Source organism: Nocardia sp. NPDC005998, assembly GCF_040614395.1.
GTDB lineage: Bacteria > Actinomycetota > Actinomycetes > Mycobacteriales > Mycobacteriaceae > Nocardia.
In genome coordinates, this window is record NZ_JBEXUI010000026.1 from 104,627 (window position 1) to 127,458 (window position 22,832).

The 22,832-nt window shown below is 63.6% G+C and carries 2 protein-coding genes (1 of these 2 cut by a window edge); one reads left to right on the forward strand and one right to left on the reverse strand.

All coding sequences use genetic code 11. The features are described 5' to 3' along the window. Window positions 1-22,335, reverse strand: partial view of a protein-glutamine glutaminase family protein gene (locus tag ABZ293_RS28700; RefSeq protein ID WP_355185646.1) — the 5' portion only. It extends 12,993 nt beyond the left edge of the window; the window shows 22,335 of its 35,328 coding nt (coding positions 1-22,335); the start codon lies at window positions 22,333-22,335; its stop codon lies beyond the left edge, outside the window. 252 nt (window positions 22,336-22,587) lie between these two features. On the opposite strand from ABZ293_RS28700, the gene ABZ293_RS28705 reads away from it, so the two are divergent. After that, window positions 22,588-22,832: hypothetical protein (locus ABZ293_RS28705; protein ID WP_355185648.1), on the forward strand; the 245-nt coding region annotated here is incomplete at its 3' end.

Sequence of the window (22,832 nt, forward strand, 5' to 3'; positions counted from 1 at the left end):
GTGATCGATAGCGGCGTGGAACACGAGGGGAAGGCCGGGGTATTTGGTGGAACGGCTGCCCATAGTGCGGCCTTCGCGGAGTTCCCGAATTTCCTGATCCAGCTCGCGGGCGGGTGCGCGAGCGATATCGGCGCGGAACTGCTCGACACGGATTTCTTCAGACCTGAACTCCTCGGGTCCGAAGAAGCCGTTACCGTAGTCGGTCATGAATTGCTCGCGGCGCGCGGCCTCGTAAGCTTGTTCGCCATCGAGCTGATCGCTGGTGATATGCCGGCTGTAGTAGTCACTGTGCCGTTCGAGGTGATCGGCCAGGTCGTCGTACAACTGCCGGTCTTTACCGAGTGCATGAATGAGGGCTGCGACAGGCGAATGAGAGTCGTCGCTCCAGTAACGAGGGGCGGGCGTGTGGACGGTGACATCGGAGATGTCGAGAGCGTTCAGCCGGGCGACGAATTGGTGCGTGTAGACGGTGTCCGGCGGTTCTTCCGGAGTCTGCAGTCTGATCGTGCCGTTGGCCAGGATGGTGGCGGTCGTGTTGTCGGAGAGGTGGATCTCGGTGCCCGTGGGGAGGGCGTTCTGGTGGATACGGCGTGCGAGGTCGTCGCGGGTGGTCGGGTCGGTGGCGTCGGCGGCAGGGTAGCCGGGATCGGTCGGACCGGTGGCTTGGTCGTCGGATGGCGCACCGATGCGGATGCCGCGGGGAAACTTCGGGCGCCGCACATCGCGCGGGCGCAGCGGGCGAGCCGGTTCGACGCCCAGGCGGATCGGGCGGGACGTGGCGCCGGTCGGGGTGTAGAGAACGGCGAACAGGCCAGCGGAGTCGCGGCGCCCGGGCCATCTGCTGGTGTGGCCGCCGGCGTCGGGTATGTAGTCGCGGACGACGATGATGCCATCGTCGTTGACCATCCGATAAGCATGTGCGCCAATACCGTTCGCGTTGACGTCCGGGTGTGCGTGGACGACCAGGGCCTGCGCGCCCGGGCCGAGCAGCTGTAGCTGCTGGGCGATTTGGTCCTCGCCGGCGTATCCGCGGAGCTTGCCGCCGGCGGCCTTCTCGGCTTGCCGCTTCGAATAGCCCGGCAGCGCCGCGCGCCCGCGACGCCACAGGGTGTTTCCGCCGGTTTCGGGTCCCGTGATCGCGCGGAGTCGGATCGCACTGCTTGTGATGCCGCGACGCGCGAACCTGTTGCCGATTCCGGTGAGCGCCCGGACGAGGCACTGGTGGTCGTCGGGCTCGGCACGGCGAGCTGTCGCATACGGCCGACTGAAGACGGTCGTGTGGATGCTGCTGCCGTCGCCGCGGCCAGGCGCGACAGCTGTGCGGGCACCAGAAGCGGCTGCACGGTTGGGGGCAACGGCAGTGCGGGCACCGGCACCACGGTCGGGGGGAACGGCCGTACCGGCGCCGCGGGTGCGGCCGACAGCTGTACCGGCGCCGGCACCGCCACCGCGGGTGCGGCCGACGCCCGTACCGACACCGGCACCACGGTTGAGGCCGACGCCCGTACGGGAACCGGTCCCGCCATCGCCATCTGGCGCGGCAACCGTGTACGCGGTGGGAGTTGTTGTACTGCTGCCGGTTTGGCGCGCGAACCGCTGGAATACGGACCGGATGCCACGGCTTGGAGCGCGCTCGGCCGACGCGGTGGGTATGCGCTGCGTGTCCGGCGAGGTCGTCTCGTCGCCGGGTACGCCGCGGCCGCGCAGACGAGAGGTGAAGCGCCGCAGGCGTTGCAGCGCACGCGCTCGCCGCGAACGTCGCTCTTGCGCGGTGTCGCCGGGGTGGACCTCCACACTGCCGTCAGTTCCCTCGGTAACGGGATCCTGGCGTTCAGTCCTGGATGATGTTGTGCCACTGCGAGACTGAGGCCGTATGGTGCTGCCGTCGTCGCTGTATGAGTGGTCGCCGATCTGCTCGCCGGGTGCCGCGTGTACGAGACCGGGCGCATCGTAGACGAGGTCGGAGACGTCCTCGAACGGCCCCGGCTGCCGGATCATCTCGGCCATCTCGGGGAGACGGCTCATCTCGCCCGGACCCAATTCCGAAGCCGCCCGCGATGTTTCGCCTTGTTCCTGCTGCGCCGTGGAGTCCTGCGTGGTCGCCGACCGGCGCGCGCCGCGCGGCCGCGCCCGCGTTTCCCGGCTGCCGGACGGCTGCTTCGGCCGGAATCGTTGCGTTTCCGGGGTCGGCACCGACAGATCGAACGTATCGGGCAGCCCGGTGCGCACAACTGTTCCGTCGGCCCGGTTGTGCATGCTCCTGACGGGAAAACGGTTCTGCCGGAACGGATCATCCCGATCCCGCTGGTCCGGAATGGACTTGTGGCGGCCGGGGATATCAATGGGCTTCTCGGGAAGCGGAGCCTGCTCGGAAGTCTCGGCCTCTCGCACTGGCCGCAGCGAACTGTTCCGAGGCGGAATCGTGAAGGGAACGAACGCACCACGCGGCCGGTTCAGCGGTTCGGTCCCGGACTTCCGCTCACGATCCGAATCGACGTCACTGCCGTGCACCGAGTCGTCATCGATTCGCAGTGCGGACCGAATGTCGCCCAGCCGGAGCGGCCGCCCCGGACCGGCTGACGAGGTGCGCTCCGCTTCGGCCTGCTCAGATTCGGGCAGCGATGGCTCGTGGGATCGTGCGGCGTGGTCCGCATCGGAGCGGTGGGCCGACGACCCGTCGTCGGAACGCGAAGCTGACGGCAAATGGGTTGTGGTCGAGGCGGACCCGCGGGTATCACGGTGACGATCGAGCGGGCTGAAGCGGTCGGACAACCGCTCGGCGTCGCGCTGGTGCTGGATGAAGTCCACGTCGATCGGTGTCTGCGACCGTGGCGGCGTAGACGATTCCTGATGTTCGGTTTCGGTGGTGCCGATCGGTTCCTGAGGAGACGGCGGTGCGTGCCGGACGGTCCCGGTGGACTCCGCGGTGCCCGTGGGTGAGGACGGCCGGACGATGCTCGCGGGTGGGCCCCGAGGTGCGTCCGCCGGATCGCTCCAGTGCTCCGCGTCGTCGCGTGATGTCTCGCCGAACTGCTGCTCCGCGAGCACGTTTCGGCGCCATTCCTCCACCCGAGCCATGGTGGCGGAGTCGTCCACCACGGCGACGTCGCGCGGCTCCTCCTGCTCGCGGCGCGGCTGCTCGCTCGGGTCCGAGGCGCGGTGCTGGTCGCGGCCCCGTCGTTCCGCGCGCTCCGAGGGTGATTCGACGTCGGACTGCTGCTCGTCGGTTTCGGAGGTGAGCAGGTTCAGGTGTACTTCTTCGGGGTCGATGCCGCGGATGCGGAGCTGATGCCGCACCTCGGTGGCGAAGTCCTCGAACGTGCCGTGGCGGTAGATGTCGAGTGCGGCGAATATCGCGAAGGCCCGGGTCACACCGGAACTGCCCGACGTCGTTTCGGCGCCGAAGGCGACACCGGCGGCGACCTGCTCGGTTCCCGGCGGCACGCCCCACCGGAACATCGCGGCGTGCGACCCCTGGAATTCCCGCAGCCACGCCGCCACCCGGCGCACCGCCGCCGGATTGCTGAGGTGGACCACGATGCTGCCCGACCGCGCCTCCCCCGAGCCGAACACCTTCACCTCGCCGACCCCCGGCAAGCCGGCGTGGTCGTCGAGGACGCCGAGGACGAGGTGCTCGGCTACCGTGGACCGCGCGTCACCGAAGGTATTCACGTAAAGCTTGAATCCGGTGCCCTCGATCGGCACATCGTCGAGCACGTTCTGCCGGGCGAAACTCACGCCCGAAATATCTTCGGGGACCCAACTGTCGGCGTTGTCGGGCGTGAGCACGCCGAGCTCCTCCACAGCAGCCTGCTGCGCCGGTCCGGGCCTACGTTGCGCGAGAATCCGCGCCATCTCGTCACGGAAAGCGCGCGGATCCCCGGGCCGCTCCCCCGCTCCCAGATCCAGATACGCTTCGTAAATATCGTACGCATTCTGAATCGACTCGCGATCGTCCCACAGAGTCCGCAGGAAAGCGTCCAGATTTTCCCGCGAGACCGTGGGCGGTAGCACCCCGTTGCGCACGTAGGTGTGTGTGCGCAATTCCATTAGATCGTCGTAAGACACATCCGGCCAACGCGGCCGCAGCTCGTTGTACAACTCGTCCAGTGTGCGCGGGCGGTCGAATATATCCGCGAATTCCCGGTTGGCCCGCGACAGTGCGGAGCCCGGCCGGTGGTTCCGCGGCGGCACCGCGGGCCGCGCGTCCGAGGCCGCCGTTTGCGCAGGCTCCGGCAGCGAATGGTGTTGCGCGAGTTCGTCGTCCGAGCCGGCGATCGGCGTCTGCGGTGGCGCGGACGGTTCCAGTTCAGGTGGGGTGGCGCCTTGCTCCCGCGCCAGGGCATCGAGCATTTCCTGCTCTGCCCGGCCGCCGTCGGAGGAATCGCCCCGCGCCACTGGACCGGTATCGCCGAGATCCTCGTCGGACGAGTCGTCCCGCAGCAACGGGCGGGGTTCACTCAGGCCGTCGTCGGAAGATCCGCCTTGCAGCAACGGCCTGGGTTCGCTCGGATCCTCCGGGGAATCATCCTCGAGCAGCGCTGGGGGGTCACGCTGGTCCGCGGTGGAGGCCTGTTCGCGCCGCGGCTCGTGCGTGGGCGGCGCCTCAGCCGTCTCGACCTCGGCCGCGAGGTAGTAGTGCTCGCCAGAAACGAGGATTGCCCTCGGCGGATGACGGCGGGTAACCGCCTTGAATTCGGATGTGTCTATTTTCCGAGATGTTATGAAATATACCGTCAGCGGACAATCGAATAGTTCTGCCGCAACATACATGACAAAATCCTCCGCCGGATTACGTCCGTATACTTGCAGGCTCCGGAGAGCGTTGATATTTTCTTCCGTTATATCGAATCTCGATATACTGTCGAAATTTCCATGCATTCTTTCGGCGATCCCGATCCGCAGTCCCTGAATCCGGCGGGCCAGCTCCGCACCCGCATAATGCCGACCGGGGAACAAGATGGCGTGCAGTATATGGAACATGCAGTCGGAGTCGAGAGGCGCGGAGAACCACGTCCTGTCGTCGATGCCCGGGTGACCGGTCTCGAACGGGGTCTCGACGAACGGCGCCCCATATTCGGAGTAGTCCTTGATGGTCCGCCCGTCGGACTCCGTGTTGTATCCCGGCCCGATCCGGAGTTCGTCGGCTCGAATCATCCAATAGTCAAGTGCCGCATCGAATTCGGTGATCGGCTCGAGTGTCGGCGAGACCTGTCGCTCGGGCTCGGGGAGCGCTTCTCCCGGGGTGCGCTGGTCGCCGGCAGACGTCTCATCCTGCACGGCCTGCTGTGTCCGCTCGACCGAATTGTCCAGTGCGACATCATGATCAGTGTCGGCATCGGCGTCCCGCTCCAGCTGAGTCCCGTCGGTACCCTGCGTCGACTGCGATTCCTCGGTGCCCGGTTCCTGCTGAGCCTTCTCCGTACCCCGCTCCGGCTCAGCGCCCTCCATGCCCCGCTCCGCTTCGGCCCTCTCGTCACCCTGCTCCAGCTGACGCTCGCCGGTGCTCTCTTCCGGCTGAGACTCCTCTGTACTCGCCTTCGGCTGAGGCTCCGCCACGCTGTCCTTGGGCTGGGACTCCTTACCGCTCTTCTTCGGCTGGGACTCCTCAGCGCTCTCCTTGAGCCCAGAATCCTCCGCGCTGTCCTTGGGCTCGGACTCCTCAGCGCTCTCCTTGGGCTCGGACTCCCCGGTGCTCTTCTTTGGCTGAGCCTTCTCAGTGCTCTCCTTGCGCTGGGATTCCTCGGCGCTCTTCTCGGGCCGGGACTCCTCGCCGCGCTCTTTCGGCTGGGACTCTTCCGTACCCCGGTCCTGCTGAGCTTCCTCCGTACCCTGCTTCGGCTGAGACTTCTTGGTACGCCGCTTCCGCCGAGGCTTTTCGGTGCCCGGCTGCGGTTCGGGTGCGGTCTTGTCGGTAGCTGTTGAATCCGCGCTGACGACAATGGGTTTCACCAGCGAATCGGTGGTGCGCGCGAGGGCGTTGCCGAGCACCCAGAGTGTGCCCTTGGGGCCGATGAGCTTGATCAGCATGATGGTCCAGACGCGATGGTTGTCCCCACCCGGGCCGTAGCGCATGAGGTTACGGCGCTGGCTGCCCGTACTCCGGCCCGACCCGTAGCCCCCGGCACCGCCACCCAGGGGCCAGCCGGACGGTGCGCCACGGTTACTGGCGTCCGAGACGGTCGGGATGCTCACGCCGAGGGTGGGCATGAAGGTGACGGTGCGGTCAGCTTCGATCTTGAAATTGTCGGCCGTAACCAGCAAGCCATCATTTGCGAGTTTGTCGGTCGTGTTTTCGATCACGAGCGAGTAGAAGGTCAACTCGGCGGTGACGCCGGTGACCTTCCGGCCGCCGGCGTGCGGCACGGGCGTCGGCAGATTACCGGTCGACGCGTCGACGCTGTTGAGGAAGGCCGATATGGATGCCGGACCGAGAACCTTCGATCGCTTTCGCTGGGCCAGCGTGTTCAGGGCGAGAATCATGGTCTCGAAGGAATGGTTCCGGCTGCTCGCCTCGATGCCCGGAGCGACCGCACGCAGCGCGCGGCCGAGGCGCTCGAAACCATCGAACCAGTAGACCTGGATGGGCCTCGTCGGCACCCAGGGCTTCATCAGCAGATTGCGAACCTCGCGCGGTACCTCCATCTCGATGCCCACGCTGCCCGCGGGCGGGGCCGGGCGCCGGATCGACGGATCGGACCTGTAGATGTCGGGCGCGACGCGGGTGGCGGCGGCGTTGTCGGTGGCGGTTCTCGTGTCGGCGGCGTGGAACTGGATGAAGTTCGTGGAGTTCACGGTCCGCGATTCGGTGTAGGACTGCCGCCACAACCCTGAAATATCCTTTCCCAGCAGGGCTCCCACCACGGATCCCACCAGGACCCCACCCGTGTATCGGGCGAGGTTCAACGGGTACGTCGCCTGTGACATGTTCAAGCGCTGCCAGCTGACCTCGACCCTGTACAGGTACGGAATGCCGAAGAAGGCGGTGTCCTCGCCGCGCATCCAGGTGTCGTCATCGCGCTGGGAGTCGTGGGTTTCGGTGGCGGTGCCGGCACCCCGCCTGGCGAGGCTGACGGTGGGGCGTACACCGTTGATCTGAAAACTGGGGTTGAAGCTCCACTGGTCGTCTCCGCCACGACTCGTGCTCACCGCCGTGACGCGGCCACCGTGCGCATTGCCGTCGGCCGAGGTGACCAGGAAGGTGTTCTCGATCGCGACGCCCTTGGGGGCTCGCCAGCCACGAATCTTGCCGAGATTCGCCTTGGGATGGGGAATCGCGCTGAATTTCACTGTGACCCGGCGTGGACCGAGCAAGGGCGACCAGTCGTCGTAATAGAATGCGCTGCCGCCGGGCCCGGCATTCGGCAGGGTACGCACACCGAAAGTGGACGTGTGTTTCTCGATCTGCTCCAGCACCCCGCGGAAAAGTTCGGGCGACCCGGGACTCGCGAAACGGGGCGTCACCGACTCCACGAGGTCCATGGCCTGCTTCCGGAAAGCGTTGCGGCCGCCCTCGAGGTTGGCGGCGAGCACGGTGCCGAGGGAAATAGCGCCGCCGCTCTGAACGTAAGCGCTGGGCGGGAACAGGTCGGCTTTCTTCCGCTTGGGGATTTTGTGCCCGGCGGCCTCGACGAGTCGGGCCAGTTCGGGATGCAGATGTAAATCCTTGTCGTACAACAGGAATCGCACCACGCCGGATTCCTCGACGGCGAGGCTGTTACCACTGCGGGGTTCTCCCGCCACCTTGCCGGGTTCACCCAGCACCTTGCCGCCGAGTCGCTCCACCAGCGCGGTAAATTCCCGCACCGCACTCTTGGTGAGTTCCTTGGCCATACTGATGACGACGAGGTTGTTGCCACTGCCGGATTCACCCCGCACCTCACCGAGTTCACCCGGCATCTCGCCCAATCCAACAGGCGCCTCGCGTGGTCGACCCAGGACCTTGCCGCCGAGTCGCTCCACCAGCGCGGTAAATTCCCTCGCCGCACTCTTGGTGAGGTCCTTCGCCACACTGATGACGAAGTGCTGGGTGCCGCTCTCGACGGTGACGACACGAACCACGTCCGCGGTGAATTCATAGGCCGGGGTTCCCGAGTTCGTGGTGACCCGATTGCTGCCGATCGTCTCGGCGGAACTGGAGTGTTGTGACCTGGAATAGGTGTGCTGGAAGGTCTCGCCGGGGATGTAGCTTAAGTCGGCCTTGTTGCCCAGGCGGTGGGTCAGGCTGATGCCGAGCAGATCGCTGTGCGCGGTGGCATTGCTCTGGGCCGCGTTGTTGTTGGAGGGGTTCCAGTTCTCGGAGTTGATATTCACTGTTACCGGCAGCACCTTCAAGTTCCGGAAATAGGAATCGAGACGGATGTTGTAATCGGTGCCGGCGATGACGCCGGCGGTGCCGATACCCTGGATGTTGTCGGATTGCCGGGAAGTCTGCACCAGCGAGGCCAGCATGGCGTGCGACGACAAGGCAGTGTGAATGACTTGATAGGACAGCGACTCCGGGTTCGTCACGGGCTCCCCGAAGGAATGTTCCCACAACCATTTGCCGCCGGCGGTGAGCTTGTCCAGCCCCCACTCGACCCAGCCGATCTCGGGTTCCGGGCCTGGTGCGGGGTCAGCGGGCGCATCGTGGAGCATGCCGGACGGATCCGTCACGACGATAGTGGGGACGTCGGAGGCCGACGTATCCGTCCGGCGCGGCGGGATCGGCCGGTGCGGCACCGGCGCCGGCTCCTGCTGCTCCTCGGGGTCGGCGGGGAATTCGCCCGGCATCGTCCGAGGATGGGGTGCGGTATCGGTATCGGTATCGGTATCGGTATCGGTATCGGTATCGATTTGTGCACTGCGCAGCACACCTGACGGATCCCACAGGACCACGGTGGGTGGATCCGGCATCGGCGAATCGGACGACGGCGACTCGGTCTCCTGCGGCGGCGCTGCCGGAGGTGTGTTCCAGCGTGGCAGCACGGGCTCTTCATCGGGGAATGCGCCGGGAATCGTACCGTCAGCGTCCAGGCGAGAATCCTCGGTCTCATGGCGGGGACGCTCGGCCTCGGTGCGGGAACCTTCCGCCGCTGCCCGAGAACCCTCGCCGTCCGGGCGAGACCCCTCGGTGCCGGTATGGGGATTTGTGAGGTCGGACGCGGTTCCGTCGATGAGTGCGAGGGTGGCCCGGCGTACTCTCGTGCTGGTTCCGCCGTCGACGACGATGGCCTGCTCGGGAATTACCCAATCCGGGTGGGTGAGCTGTTTGATGTCCTCGGGCGTGACTTCGCGAATGGTGGCCGGCGGCGGCGCGGATGAGTCGGCGGGCTTCTCGGCCAGCGTGCGATAGGTGGGGAGATTCAGCCGAACGTAACCGGCGGTGCTCTGCGGACCTAGATCGTCGCCGTGATCATAGGTGATCTTCATCCAATATTTGACGGGGGCGGAGAATGTCTGCGTCCCTTCGTCGGCGGAGCTGATGATCATATTGGTCCCGCCGGTCTCGAAACCGAATGATTTATCCGCCGCTCGATGGTACGAATGAATGTAGCTCGGGGTGACACCCGCTATCAGTTGGCTACCATTCACGTCGAACGGGTTGTTGAACGCGGCATTGAAACCGCCACTCGGATTGATCCACACCGAAGTCCTGCCGGACTGCGTACCACCGGACAGTACGATGCCCGCCACATTCTGGGTCTGACCCTTGGGATACGTCCAATCGTGCGTAACTCCCTCGTGCGGATCGTCCTCCGAATCGCAGTGCCGTTTCGCGACGAGCTGGACCGAAATCTTCTCGGTACCGAACCGGTTGGGCTTTTCGAACCAGGTGATAGAACCTCCTTCGATCTTCCCCGTCGTCTCGTCTACTTCGCCATCGCTCATCTCCTGTAACGCCGAACTCAAGTCGAACTGTGAACGCATCCGCTCGAATGCGCCGATATTGTTGTCGCGCGCATCCGCGAGTTCCTGCTTACGGTCGATCATGTCCAGCGCGCCCGGGTCATCGTGTTTGCTCGAGAAGAAACCGTGGTCGGACAGGAACTTCTCGGCCACATCGAAGAGCGGGTCGGTGCCGATGACCCCGGTCGGGGTGGTGTCGAGGCCGAGTTGCCGCAGATGCAGGACGTTCGTGGGCAGGTACCGAACCTGATCCGGTTTCGGTTTGTAGCCGAGGGCCTCCTTCGACGGCACCAGCATATTGACCGGATATGAATTCCGTTCGTTGGCCAGCGGTGTCCCCTCTTCCGGCCCGAATCTTTCGCCGTCGCGGATCAGGGTGATACGGAGTTTCATGCGGGGTGTGGTGTGCAGCAGGTCGTCATGTAGACGCAGCGAGCGGCCCGTGTGGGATTTTCTGCCGTAGCTCAGGGACTGCGTGGTCTGATGAGATGCTCCGCCACGGCCGGTGATCTGGCCGCCTTGGCGCGGATACCCGGTGTCCTCGAAGGCATCGCCGGCGCCGAAGGTGGCGCTGACCGCGGGGTGAAAACCGAGTTCATCGGTGATCCTGGACCTCCCTTGCACCCCCAATTCCCGCTTCGTATAGGTTTCCAGGCCGAATTTTTCGTGTATGGGGCCGGTGAGCTCCTCACCGCCCTCGAAGTCGGCCTGGATCAGGAAGAAGCCCAGCGATTCTTTCGACTCGGTTTTCCAGGACGGGGAAATCCACGCACCGCCGCGCCGCATCAGAGGTATGTTGCCGACAATATTTTCTTCCTTGAAGAAATTCACAAAGTCGCGGGCGGAACGTTCCGAGATGCCGGCGAGAAGGGCCCGGTAGCCGGCTACGGCATGGAGGAGAATTTGGTCGTGGTTCGGAATGCTCAGCGGCGCGAATTGGGGGTGCTCCTGCAAGGAGGGAACCGTGTCGTCCTTATCGGGATGGAACGATGGAGGGATGGTGGCGCGATTCTTCGGGTTTACCCGCGGCGTTTCGGTGCTGTCGGCCAGGAATTTCGGGATCATAACCGGAAGCCGTTCGGACGCATCCCCCTCGAACGCATGCCAGACCTTGTCCGCCGGATGCACCGACGGTAGGCCATCCGGGCTCTCGTTGTCACTGATCTCCCACCGCATTCCGTAATGGAACAGCACCGACGGACCCTTGCTCGACTTTTTATAAGATGCCTCGAGCGCGATAAATGCTGCGACATGCGTGGACGATTGGCCGTATATGGTCGAGCCCTGCGGTGTGAAATCCCAGCTACGCAGTCCACTTACGTTCTTCGGCTTTTTAATTCCGTAGGACCCCGCGATGGACCGCAGGTTGTGCTCGCTGGCATGATTGCCGATCTGGGCCAAGCCGCGCGAATAGCGGAAATAGGCCGCGGGCGGGCCGCTTTGCGGTTCGCCGTCGTCGCCCACGGGCACGGGTTGCTCCACCGGCCGAGCATCGTGCAGACTCAGGCGTAGCGAGATCGGGTAGGCGTGGCCATTGTAAGTAAAGCTCAGCGGCAGCCCCGACGCAGTGAAAAGACGTGAATACTCGGCTCTCACGAAGCGCGAGGTCAGCACCTGCTCGATCTCGGCTCGGAGTTTCGCCTCCGGGCTATCGGAGCCCGTCACATACGCGTAGGCCCGGCCCGGCCAGCTCGTCGTTTCCGTTGCGGGGCCCGCTTTGTCCATGACATATCGGTAGACCTGCTCGACCAGCCGCTGCGCCGTCTCTTCCGGAATCGACATGACCTCGACATCCTGTTGGAGCCCGTCATGCCTCGAACCGAGTTCCCGGACAATATAATTCGGCTCCGGCGGTGTGACCACGATGCCGGGGAGCCCTGCGCGATCGAACCAGAACCGAGTGCGCCGCGGGTGTTCGGTGGTGGGGCCGGACCAGTCGGCTCCGAGGGCTTCCCGCAGGTGCTCACCGAAGTAGGTGTCCTCACCCTCGGGCTCGAAAGGTGTCGTGGGCCCGGCGATCTGGATGGTGTTGTCGAGATTGCCCTCGTGGTCGGCGCCGATGAGGTGTTGCGGGCGGGGCGTGATGGGCGTGTGGTTGTGGCTGGGGGGTGTGACGACGCGGCCGGTGGCATCGAGGTAGATGACTTGGATGGTGGAGATTTCGCGGATGTGGCGTGGGGGGTAGGTGCGGTTTTCGAGAGGGAAAGCCGGGTCGTAGATGGCGTGGTTGGCAGGGTATGCGGCAGCGGGCCGGTTGGGGATCTTGTTCGTGTTGGTGATGTGGATGGCGTGTGCGCCGATTCCGCGGTCGTCGTTGGTGGTGTAGTTGTGCACCACGATGGCGTGGGTGGCGCGGTTGTAGGGGTCGTTGAGGGTGCGGGCGATGGTGTCTTCGTGGCCGACCGTGTGCAAGCGTGCGCCGGGGATGGCGTTTTCCAGTTCTTGGTGTGTGTGGCCCGCGAGACCCGTGTCGGGGAGGTTGGAATCGATATCGGTATTGCCGGTGGTGGTTCGCGAGTGAGTGAGGACCAGGGGCAGGCATTGGCTGGGGGTGCCGGAGTGCTGGTGCGGTGTGTCGGCGGGTTGCTGGTGGTCGGTGCTGCCGTCGGTGCGTACTGTGATTTCGAGTACTCCACCTCTCCCCCAAGCGTGGCGCGCTTCCGGGTCGAGGTCTTTGAGGAGTTGATCGGCCCGGAGGATTTGAACGCGCCGACCGGCCAGGGTGTTGTGGGAATCGACTTCCGACACACCACCAGCAGCCGGCGACGTCAACCCGACAGTCCCACCACTGCGCACCAAACGACCCGCCAACGGCTGATCCAACCCCGCCCGCGGCGCGACCGCCCTACCCCCCGCCGACAACGGCGCGAACAAAACACCCGCAACACCCGCCAGCTCCGGCAAACTCCCCGGCTCGAACCGATACCGAGACACCACCCACCCACCATCGGCCCCCACCACATCCTCAACGACCCAAATACCATCCTCACCATTCTCGTCCCGATCGTTCGTCATCAACCGCGCATGCCCACCCACACCCAAACCATTAAAAGCGAAATCATTCACCAAATACGCCGTCGAACCCGTCCCCAGCGCACCCAACTCCGCCGCAACAACATCACCATCCAGAAACCGACGGAACTCCCCCGGAATCGCACCAATCAAATCCTCCTCCGACACCCCACCAACACCCACCACACCATCCAGCACACCCACACCCCAATTACCCGTACGCTCAACCAGCCTCCCCGCAGCACGCACCGCACACTCATTCCGAACACCCCCAACACCACGATGAACCGGACCGAGCGCGGCGAAGAATGCCTTGTCGAACTCTCCCTGCCTGACCAGTTCGTGGGCATAGGTCACCATCTTCGCAGCGTGCGCAGCCCGCTCGGCCACCCCTTGCGCACCCCTGGATTTCCCATACCCGGCGGGAAGAGCCTCGCGATCCGCACTGCGGTCAACGATATGCCTGAACAGTCGCGACTTGCCGTCCCTTATGAGGGCCCGGGCGGCTTCAGGTTCGATTTCACCAGTAATAGATCCGTCGGCCAGAAGGTCCCGATAGATATCCTCGGTTTCGGTAATTCTTGCGACGAGGCGCTGGAGAATCTTGTTTTCCAGAGTCCGCGGCGACTCCGGCGCGGCTTGTGCGAGGTCCATGACGATGTTCGGGTGGAGCAGGTCCCGGTCCGCAGCGATAGCCGAGAACGCCGCGGCCTTCTCCACTGAACTGACTCGCAGGTCAGCGAGCCCGAATTTCCAGTGGACATCACTGAGAATTTTGTTAACTCGAGTGATGCTAATATTCTTGCCCGCCGTTGCGCGATGGCCGCTGATGTCTCTGCCGACAAATCCCGCGGCCCGGTACTGGATCATCTCATTTTCCAGGGGTTCGGTCCGGTTCATCGAGTGAACGGTCGTCGGCACGAGGCGAGGGATTTTACCGATGGCGTCGCGGTCGAGCTGGTTTTGCCAGAGAGCCGCGTAGGCAATTTCGGCACGATGAATGAAGGGATTGAATTGAGATATCGGTTGTCCAGTGGGGGCGATGTTGAGATCGTAAGCTGCCGTGAGAAGAAGTAATTCTAGTTTCCGGTAGGTGAAGCGATCAGAGTTCTCGCCCGTGGACCCCCCGAGGCCGGGACGATCAAGGTATTCGACAATCTGCTGGTTTTTGTTGCCCGCGATGACGTGGTGAAGGACGGTCTTCTGTTCGGATGTGAGGGAGGTGCCGGGAATCGTTGTGGTGTGGCTGTCACCACCGCCAAGTGGGCGATGCTGACTGCTGCCGTCGGTCGCCGATAGTGTTTCGACGGTGATGTGAGGATGGCCGTCAAACGCACTGGCCGCGTGCTGGGAGCCGTCGTGCCGGATCCCGAACCCCCGGATCGGCAGGACATCCGAGGGCCCGGCCGAATGGAAGTCGGGGGCATCGAAGATCGAGTTACTCGCCGGGTCATCCAGCAGCATCGGGTCGTCCCACATCGAGTCGTCCCACATCGAGTCGTCCCACAGTTGATTTGCGGTATCTGCCCGTACGGTGGGATCGGTCGTAGGGCCGGTCGTGTAGCTGCCGTCGATGTTCGGGGGGACGCCGGGCAGTATTGCCGCGCCCGGTTCCTGCGTTGTCTGAGGGTTTTGTCGTTTCTCTCGCGCGATCTGCTCCACATCGACCCCGCTGTCGACGGCCTCACGCTGCCAATCCACAGCCTGCCCCACATCCACCGCCCCAAGGTTGCGTACCGCAAGGGTCACGGCCTGAAACACCGTGGCTGCATTTTTGCCCAGTCTTCTCGCGGCTGCCTGGTAGTTCCGGTCTTTGGCGTACTCCGCGAGCGCGTTCCTCTGAGTGCCTGACAGCAGGGGCGGAATCGATCCCTGCACGGTCTGAGGGCTCTGCACGGTCCGAGTGTTTTGTCGTTTCTCTCGCGCGATCTGCTCCACATCGACCCCGCTGTCGACGGCCTCACGCTGCCAATCCACAGCCTGCCCCACATCCACCGCCCCGAGGCTGTGTATCGCAAGGGTCACGGCCTGATACACCGTGGATCGACCTTTGCCGAGTGTTTTCGCGGCTACTCCGTAGTCCAAGTCGATGGCGTACTGCGCGAGCGCGTTCCTCTGAGTGCCCGACAGCAGTGGCGGAAGCGATCTCTGTACGGTCTGAGGGTTTTGCACGGGGGCATCGGGGCCGAGGCCCCACCGTTGCCCGGTGTCGGGAGTGACCGGTGTGACATGGGCTGGGATGTGGACGGTCGTCGTGGTGAAAGTGCGCCCCCCGTTACGGATGTATTTACGAAGGAACGCGGGGATGGCGGAGCCATGGACAGGCTGCCGGTCGTGCGGGGTGTCGAGGTCGAGGTAACTGCGATAACGGAGAGCGAACTCGTTGGGGCCTTCGACAGCGAGCTCGAGCACACCATGAACATCGCCGACAAAGATACGCGTGCCCTGCAGGTAGGAGGGAAGTCCGCGGCCCGTCTCCTCGGCAATAGCCACCTCGACGGCTAGGTCGCCGAGAAGCTTCCCCGGGCCGTCGAACACCCGGACCGTGTGGCCAGGGGGCGCGATGATTTCACCGTCGGGGGCATAACAGACAGCACGGACAGTGGCCAGCTCACGCCGAGAAACAGGCGGGAAGGGATACCTCTTCCCCATGACGACGTCTTCCACTGTAATGGTGAGGTCATCATTCACAACAGAATAGAGGCCATGCCCACCGATACTGATTCCCCTGTTGAGATCGGCACTGGTATAGGAATGACCGATAAGAGCTCTAGCACCGGGCCCGGCGCCACGAATCTGGGCCGCGATGATGCGGTAGGCGACGCCCTCGTCGGTACCGTAATCATGAAACGGCGCACCCGCACAGAACTCGACTCCCAAAAGCGATACCCCCTCGAGCCCAGACGGCGAAGGGACCGTGATAAAACGACTACCGTTGCCAGGCATGATCGCATTACCGTGCTTGATCGCGGCAAGAGTCGCAGGAATACACTCATTACCGGCGACACCGCTGCCATCGGCCACTACCGGGGTACTCAGCGGTGTGACAAGTGCAAAGAAGTCCGCCTTGCTGAGACCACCCCGCCTTACGATTTTATCAGCTTCGGCCATTATTATTTTCACCTTAGCCGAGTTCGCCATCTTCCCACCGATAAGAGCCGTGCCGCCCACGCTCGCCTCCACGATGCGCTGCAGCAGCCTCGACTTCACGGGCCCTATCGTCCGCCGATCAACAGTAGGTTCGGTGATTTTAATTCGCTCGTGAATATCCGTGGTTTTTATTATCCCCTGCGCAATACACTGCAGAATTTTGTTTTCCAAGGGCCGCTTCGGCTCAGACGCTTCATCTACAAGCGGTGTGATGATACCGCCGTCCAGGAGGTTCCAGTCGCAGGCGATGGCCACGATTCCTGCACGAATATCATTCAGTTTCCCAGCAATATTGAATTCTTGACGTATGATGTCCAGGGCTTCGAAAAACGAATTGAGGCCGATAACAGCTCGCTTGTTTTTCAGTCTGTAACCGCCGGAGATTTCCTGGATGTTGGTAAAGCCGGAGGCGGCGTACTGGAGTATTTGGTACTCCAGGGTCCCGGCCTCGATGTCGGGGCGTTCGGGGAGCGGCGGCGGGTCCGGGAGCATGGCATTCCGGTCGAGTTGACCCGTTTGGCGGGCCGTGTTCGCGATCTCGGCGCTGCGGGCGAAGGGGTTGGACAGCAGGGCGCGGGTGAGTTCGAAGCCGAGGTCGTGAGCCGCTGTGATCAGAATCGTTTCGAGTGCTTGGTAGGTGATGTCGAGTTGTGTGACGATCTGCTGGTTTTTGTCACCTCTGATGACGTGGTGAAGGACTGCTTTCTGCATGGGTACCAGCAGGATTCGAGGTCGAGATTGGGTTTGTGAGGTCGGGTGAATATGAGCGCCGGCTGCGGGGAATTCGGCGACGGCGGCCTCGGCTTGTTGGCGCTGTCGGCGGGCTCCGGCCACGACGTCTTCGTCGATCAGATGCCACCGGCGGGCTTCGAACAGGGCGGACTCGACGTCGGAAACCTCGAGTTCCCGGTATACGCCACTGATAGCGTCCTCGTTTGTTTCGTTGCCGGCGGCGTGCTGCTCGAGAGCAGCCTTCTGCTGGGATGAGATTGCGGGGCCGGGGATCGTTGCGGCATAGCGGCGGCCGTCGACTGTTTGTCCGTGTTGATAAGTGTGGCTGTCGGGGTGTTGCTGGAGGTAGTGGATCTTTCGGCCGGGGGTGGTGTTGTTGACGAGGGTGTGCCGGAAAGTGCCGGGCTGGATGACGACGAGGTTGGTGTTGGTGTGGCCGACGGATTCGGCGTAGTCGGTGGCAACGTCGAGTACGAGGGGAAGGCCGGGGTATTCGGTGGAGAGGTTGTCGGTGGTACCGCCTTCGAGAAGTGCCGCGATTTCGTTGTCGAACGCGCGGGCACGTTCGAGGGTCATGCGCTCCGAGAATGCATCGGCGCGGGCACGTTCGGCACCGGCTGCGGCGGTGTCGGTGTGATGGGTGGCATCGTCGAGGAATTGACGGCGGTGCGCGGTTTCATGGGCTTGTTCGGTAGCCAGGGCACGGGTGGTGATACGGGAAAGATACTTACCGGAGTTGTGCCGGAGATGGCCGGCGAGGTTACGGCGTAACTGCTGCTCGTCGTCGAACCCCAGCGCATGAGCGAGGGCGGCGATCGGATCGTGGCGGTCGTCGCTCCAGCCGGCAGGCGTGGGCGGCACGTCGACGGCAATGTCGGAGGCGTCGAAGGCATCAAGGCGGTCGAGGAGATTGCCGATGCTGACGATCTCGGTGGTATTGAGGACTCCCGATCCGGCGGACACGTGGATTTCGAATTTACCGTTGGCCAAGACCGTAGCGGTGGTGACGTTGTCCGGAAGCATGATCTGAGTACCACCGGGCAGAACACGACGGTGGATCCGGTCGGAAAGTTCACCGACAGCGACAAGGGCGACAGGCCCGGACGTGTCGGGCAGCGGGCGATGGATACTGATCGTGGTAACAGTGTCGTTGATGCTGTCGCCGAGGTAACCGACAATCCTCGTACGATCGAGAGTGAGCCCATCCAGCGGACTGTCGGGGTCGTCGTTCCTGCGAATCTGAATCGCGAACTCATTCGGCCCCACCACCACAACCCGGAGCCGCCCACCGGTATCACCGAGATACTCGCCGGTATCACTGAGGTAAATGTAGGTGCCAGGCGGGAAAGCCACCAGACCACCACCGGTTTCAGCGGCACCAATATCTCGATCCAGCTCCGTCAGCAACTCATCGGCACGCAGAACCTGGATACCATCGTCCACCGTGGCGTTCGCGATGTCGCGATCAGGCGGAGCCAAGGGCCACGCAGCGCCGCCATCCCGCGATGACGACGCCTGCGCCACATAGTCATGCACGTTTGGCTCCTGCGAATCGCGATGCACCTGCTCATCGAGCACTTCATTCGAGTACGGACTATCCGCCGGCAGCTCGCCGAACGGAGACGGCCCTGACATCGGGGGCGAAGCGCCGACGCTGCCGGCCTCGGCAGACAGCGAACTCGGGGACGCCGTGGCTGTGGGAGTCGGCTCGTCGAGTAGACCCCACCAGATGGCCTCTTCCTTGGCATCGTCGGGATCTAAAACGCTGAGCTTCTCGTATATGCCATCGGCCCCGCTTATCGAGTATTTTACATGTTGCGCGTCGATGCCGGGAAAGTCTTTTTCAAGGCGTTCAGCGATGTCTTTATCCGTTTTGCAATCGGGGCCGCGGACCTCGAGGATCGCTTTATTTTGGCGGCTGAGTTCGGGGCCGGGAATTGCAGTGGTGTAGTGGTAGCGACCGGACCTCGTTCCGTACTGGTAGGTGTTGTAGCTCGAGTGACGCCCGAGGAAGTGGATGGCGGCGCCGATGGCGGGGTTGTTGATGAGGGTGTGAGTGGTTCCACGTAGGTAGACGATGACGTTGACTGCGGTGTGGACGATGGCGACGTGGAGTATGAAGGGCAGGCCGGGGTATCGGGTGGAGCGGTTGCCGGTAAGGCGGCCTGCACCGAGTGCGGCGATTTCCTCCTCGAGTGCGGCGTCACAGGCGCGGACAATAGCGCCGTGATCCGCGTTCTCACTGGCCAGCAGGGCGTCGATGCCGTCGTTGGTGATGTAGTCGCGGTATTCGGCGCCGCGGATGCGCAGGTGTTCGGCAAGATCGTCGTGAAGCTCCGTGGAGTCGCGCGCGATAGAGCGAGCAAGAGCTACGACCGGCAGGTAGTCCCGTCTGCTCCAACGTGATGGTACGGGTGTGTGAATGGTGATCTCGGAGGTGGCGATGTGGATGGCGTGAGTGTTGAGGAATTCGAGGAATTTGGTGCGGCGCAGGGTTTCCGAACCGATGAGGGTGCCGAAGTTGAGTTCGATAGCACCATTGGCAAGGACGGTAGCAGTAGTGGTGACGGTGGTGGCCGGGTCGTGGATGTCGATCCGGGTGCGGGCGGGCAACAGATTGTGGCGGACCTGATACACGAGGTCATCGACCGTGGGACCAGGCGTAGGAGTTTCGACGAATGCTCTGACGATGGCACGATCAGGGCTGTTGATGTAATCGCGGATCAATTCACGAGCTGCGTCGCCGGTGAAGACGAAATCGTTGTCGACAACGAGATCCTGGCCACCGAACCCGCGATACCGCTGATGCAGACCACGACGGTCCACGCCGAGGTCGACGACCGTGAGCTCCAGCGCCTCCCAGTGGCCACGGATATGAATGACAGTGCCGGGCGCATACCCACCACCAGGACGGTCCGGATCCAACGTACGCACAAGCGTAGGGTGCGCCAACACTGTCGCAGGATCATCGAACACCTGCGTGTAACCAACAATGCGACCAGCAGCGGGACCATCCTCCATGGTGGTGTCGGGGCGGTCGATCGCCGGCAATCCGGGTCGCGGCGCTGTTGGTGCGAGGGTCCGGGGGGCGTCGGGTATGAGAGCTTCGGGAGCATGGGGCGATTGTGCGCCGATGAGTTTTTCGCCGAGGATCTGTGCCCCGTTAAGGGTGTGGGGCGGAATGAAATGCTGTGCACCTGTAGGAGCGAAGACCATAGCGGCGGTCGCTATGCTGGGCGCGAACGTGAATTTGCCGGCACTACGGTCTTCCCGGGTCGCGGGATCGTACACCCGGACTTTCTCACCCGTGTGGTACACCACGAGCGTGTGCGCACCGAAACCACGCTCATCGACATCGGGGTGAACATCGACGATGTAAGCCACAGCCTTTTCCCCCAGACCACGCACCGCATCGATAACAACAGCATGCCGATGATCCGGCAGCGGCAGATCGATATGCTGCAGTGCCGCGTTGGTTTCGGTCTGGAAACGCGTGGCAGTCCAACCCGACAACTGTCTCTCTTGCGCGAAACCTTCCGGCTCCCGATAGGGAAGCAGCCCATTGTGACGCTTCCCGTAACGCAACGCCGCCGGCGCACAATTGCCTGGATGATCGGAGCGGGGGGCCTGCAGTGAACCCCTTGGCATCCGAATCTTCACTACCGACGCATCGACATGCCGCATCATCGCCCTCGCCTGCGTCTCGGACGCAAACACCTCCACCTCCAGCAACCGGTCACTTGCGCGACGGGCAGTCACATACGCCCTGATCATCGACGCGAGTCGGCTCGGACCCGACCGCACAGACGCAGAACTCCGAATCGCGGAAAACACCGTGCGCCAATTCCGCGCCCTGGAGAACCCGCGGGCCTGCGGAGCCGGCTGCGCATCCGGCCGGCTACCCGACGGACCGGAATGGTCGTCCAACTCGTCGTGGCCCGCCGACACCACCACGGCACGCACTGCCCCATGACCCGTCGCATACACCTGGGCGGCATCGACCAACTCACCGGTCATCGCCACCAGCGACGCACCCGGCGGCGCCACCCGCCACGTCACATACGCGGCAGCATCCACCGGCCCGATACCGATAACCACCGCCCCACGACCACGATCATCCTGAACAAACGACAACACATGCACCGGCGCCAGCTCCCGCCGCGCACGCGCCGTCGTGATCCCCACCTCCAAATCCGCAGCAGCCACCAAATTCGCGAAACGGGTGTACTCCGCGTGCAGAGCCTCCCGCTCGCGCTGCTCCTCCGCGGTCTCACCCACCGCAGCATGCGACAGGCCATCGAGCTCGAGCCGCAGATGAGCACGGTTCAACTCATCCCGCACAGCGGCGTCAATACCTTCCGCATTACGCAGACCAGACAGCTCGGTCACCAGCCGCCGCTGCTGTGCAGGCAACGCCGCGAAATTCAGGGTGTTCCACCACCGGCGGCCGTGTTGCCGCCACCATTCCGCCGCCACACGTGGATCCGGCCCGACCCCTTCAAACCCCGGCGGCCGCTGCAGCGGAATCATGAACATTCCCCGACCGAGCAAATCGCCGGGTCCGGGGTCCGAAACCACCAACGATGGCCGGATCTTGTTGCTACGCAACTCAACACCCCACCACTGCAGGCCACGCTCATACCGGTCCAAACCCACCGAAACGAGCTCCGCCTGCACACGATCCAATTCCTGACCGGTACCGCCGCGTGTGCCGACAACCCGCAACACCAACGCCTCACGCAACACCGCAAGCAAGCCCCTCTGACGCTCCAGCTCACCAGCTTGGCGCTCCAACTCCGCACCATCACCAGCACCCGCATCGCGGTACGAGCCGCGATCCAAAAGATTCTCATCGACCAGCAAACCCGACCGACGCAACGCCTGGTAATAGAACGCAGGAGGGGCATCCTGGCCGTGATCCGCATCCACAGCAGGAACATCATCATCACGCGCCGGCGGCGCATCCCACGGCACACCACGCTCCGCCGGACTCTGATACACCTCATACTCCGGCGGATCCGACGAGAAACCGCGATCGCCATCGATGCCGACGAGATGCCGCAACTGCGTATCAGGCGTGGGTGTGTGATTCTCCACCGGAGGCGCGACAACATCGCCGTAATAATCGATGTAAAAGACCTCGACAGAAGAAACCACATCGAGCACACTCGGCGGATAATCCTGTTCCGGCTCATCGAACGCCGGATCCCATCCGCTCAGATCAGCCGAACCCCCGACACCCGACTTGACCTGGCGGGTGGCGAGAAGACAATGCGCACCAATCCCATGCTCATTCGCACGAATATAGTTATGGACGATAACAGCGTGCACAGCAGCAGACTCAGGATCCCTGAGCACACCGGCAATAATGTCATGAGCCATTCGAACAGCCGGGGATTCAGGACCACCCAGCACACCGGGGACAGCCCCGCGATCGCCGACGGTATACAACCGCCCACCCAGAACATCCTCCAACTGCCGATGCGTCGTACCCGCAAGACCCGGACTCACCAGAACACCGATATCGAATTCCCTGCCAGTGGCCTCGCCCAAACGACCCACCACACGAGGACCACACCGATCACGCCCACCCACACCCACACTGAACCCGACCGCACCACTACGACCGGCGGCGCCAGGCGGGCGATGCTGACTGCTGCCGTCGGTCGCAGACAGTGTTTCGGCATGCGAACCCGGCCCGTCACCCGCGGTCGACCCGTCCCCCGTCCGATGCTTCCGGAACACGCCCGGCCGTCCAGCGTAGCCGTACGGCACGCTGACGTTGGGGTGCGCACTGGAGGGCTGGTGGACGAATGGGTCGTACCACGGTTGTGTCAGTACGGCGGGATCGATCGTGAGGCCGGTGTAGCTGCCATCGGCGATCGGGGGAGCGCCGGGTACCGGAGCGTCGAACTGCGAGCCCTGACCGGTGACACCGGTGACACCGGTGTCGTCGATCCCGGACTCCCCGGCACCCGCCGAGTCCTCCCACGACATCGGGTCGTCCAGATCGTCCCACATCGGGTGGTCCCACAGCGCCGTACCGTCCC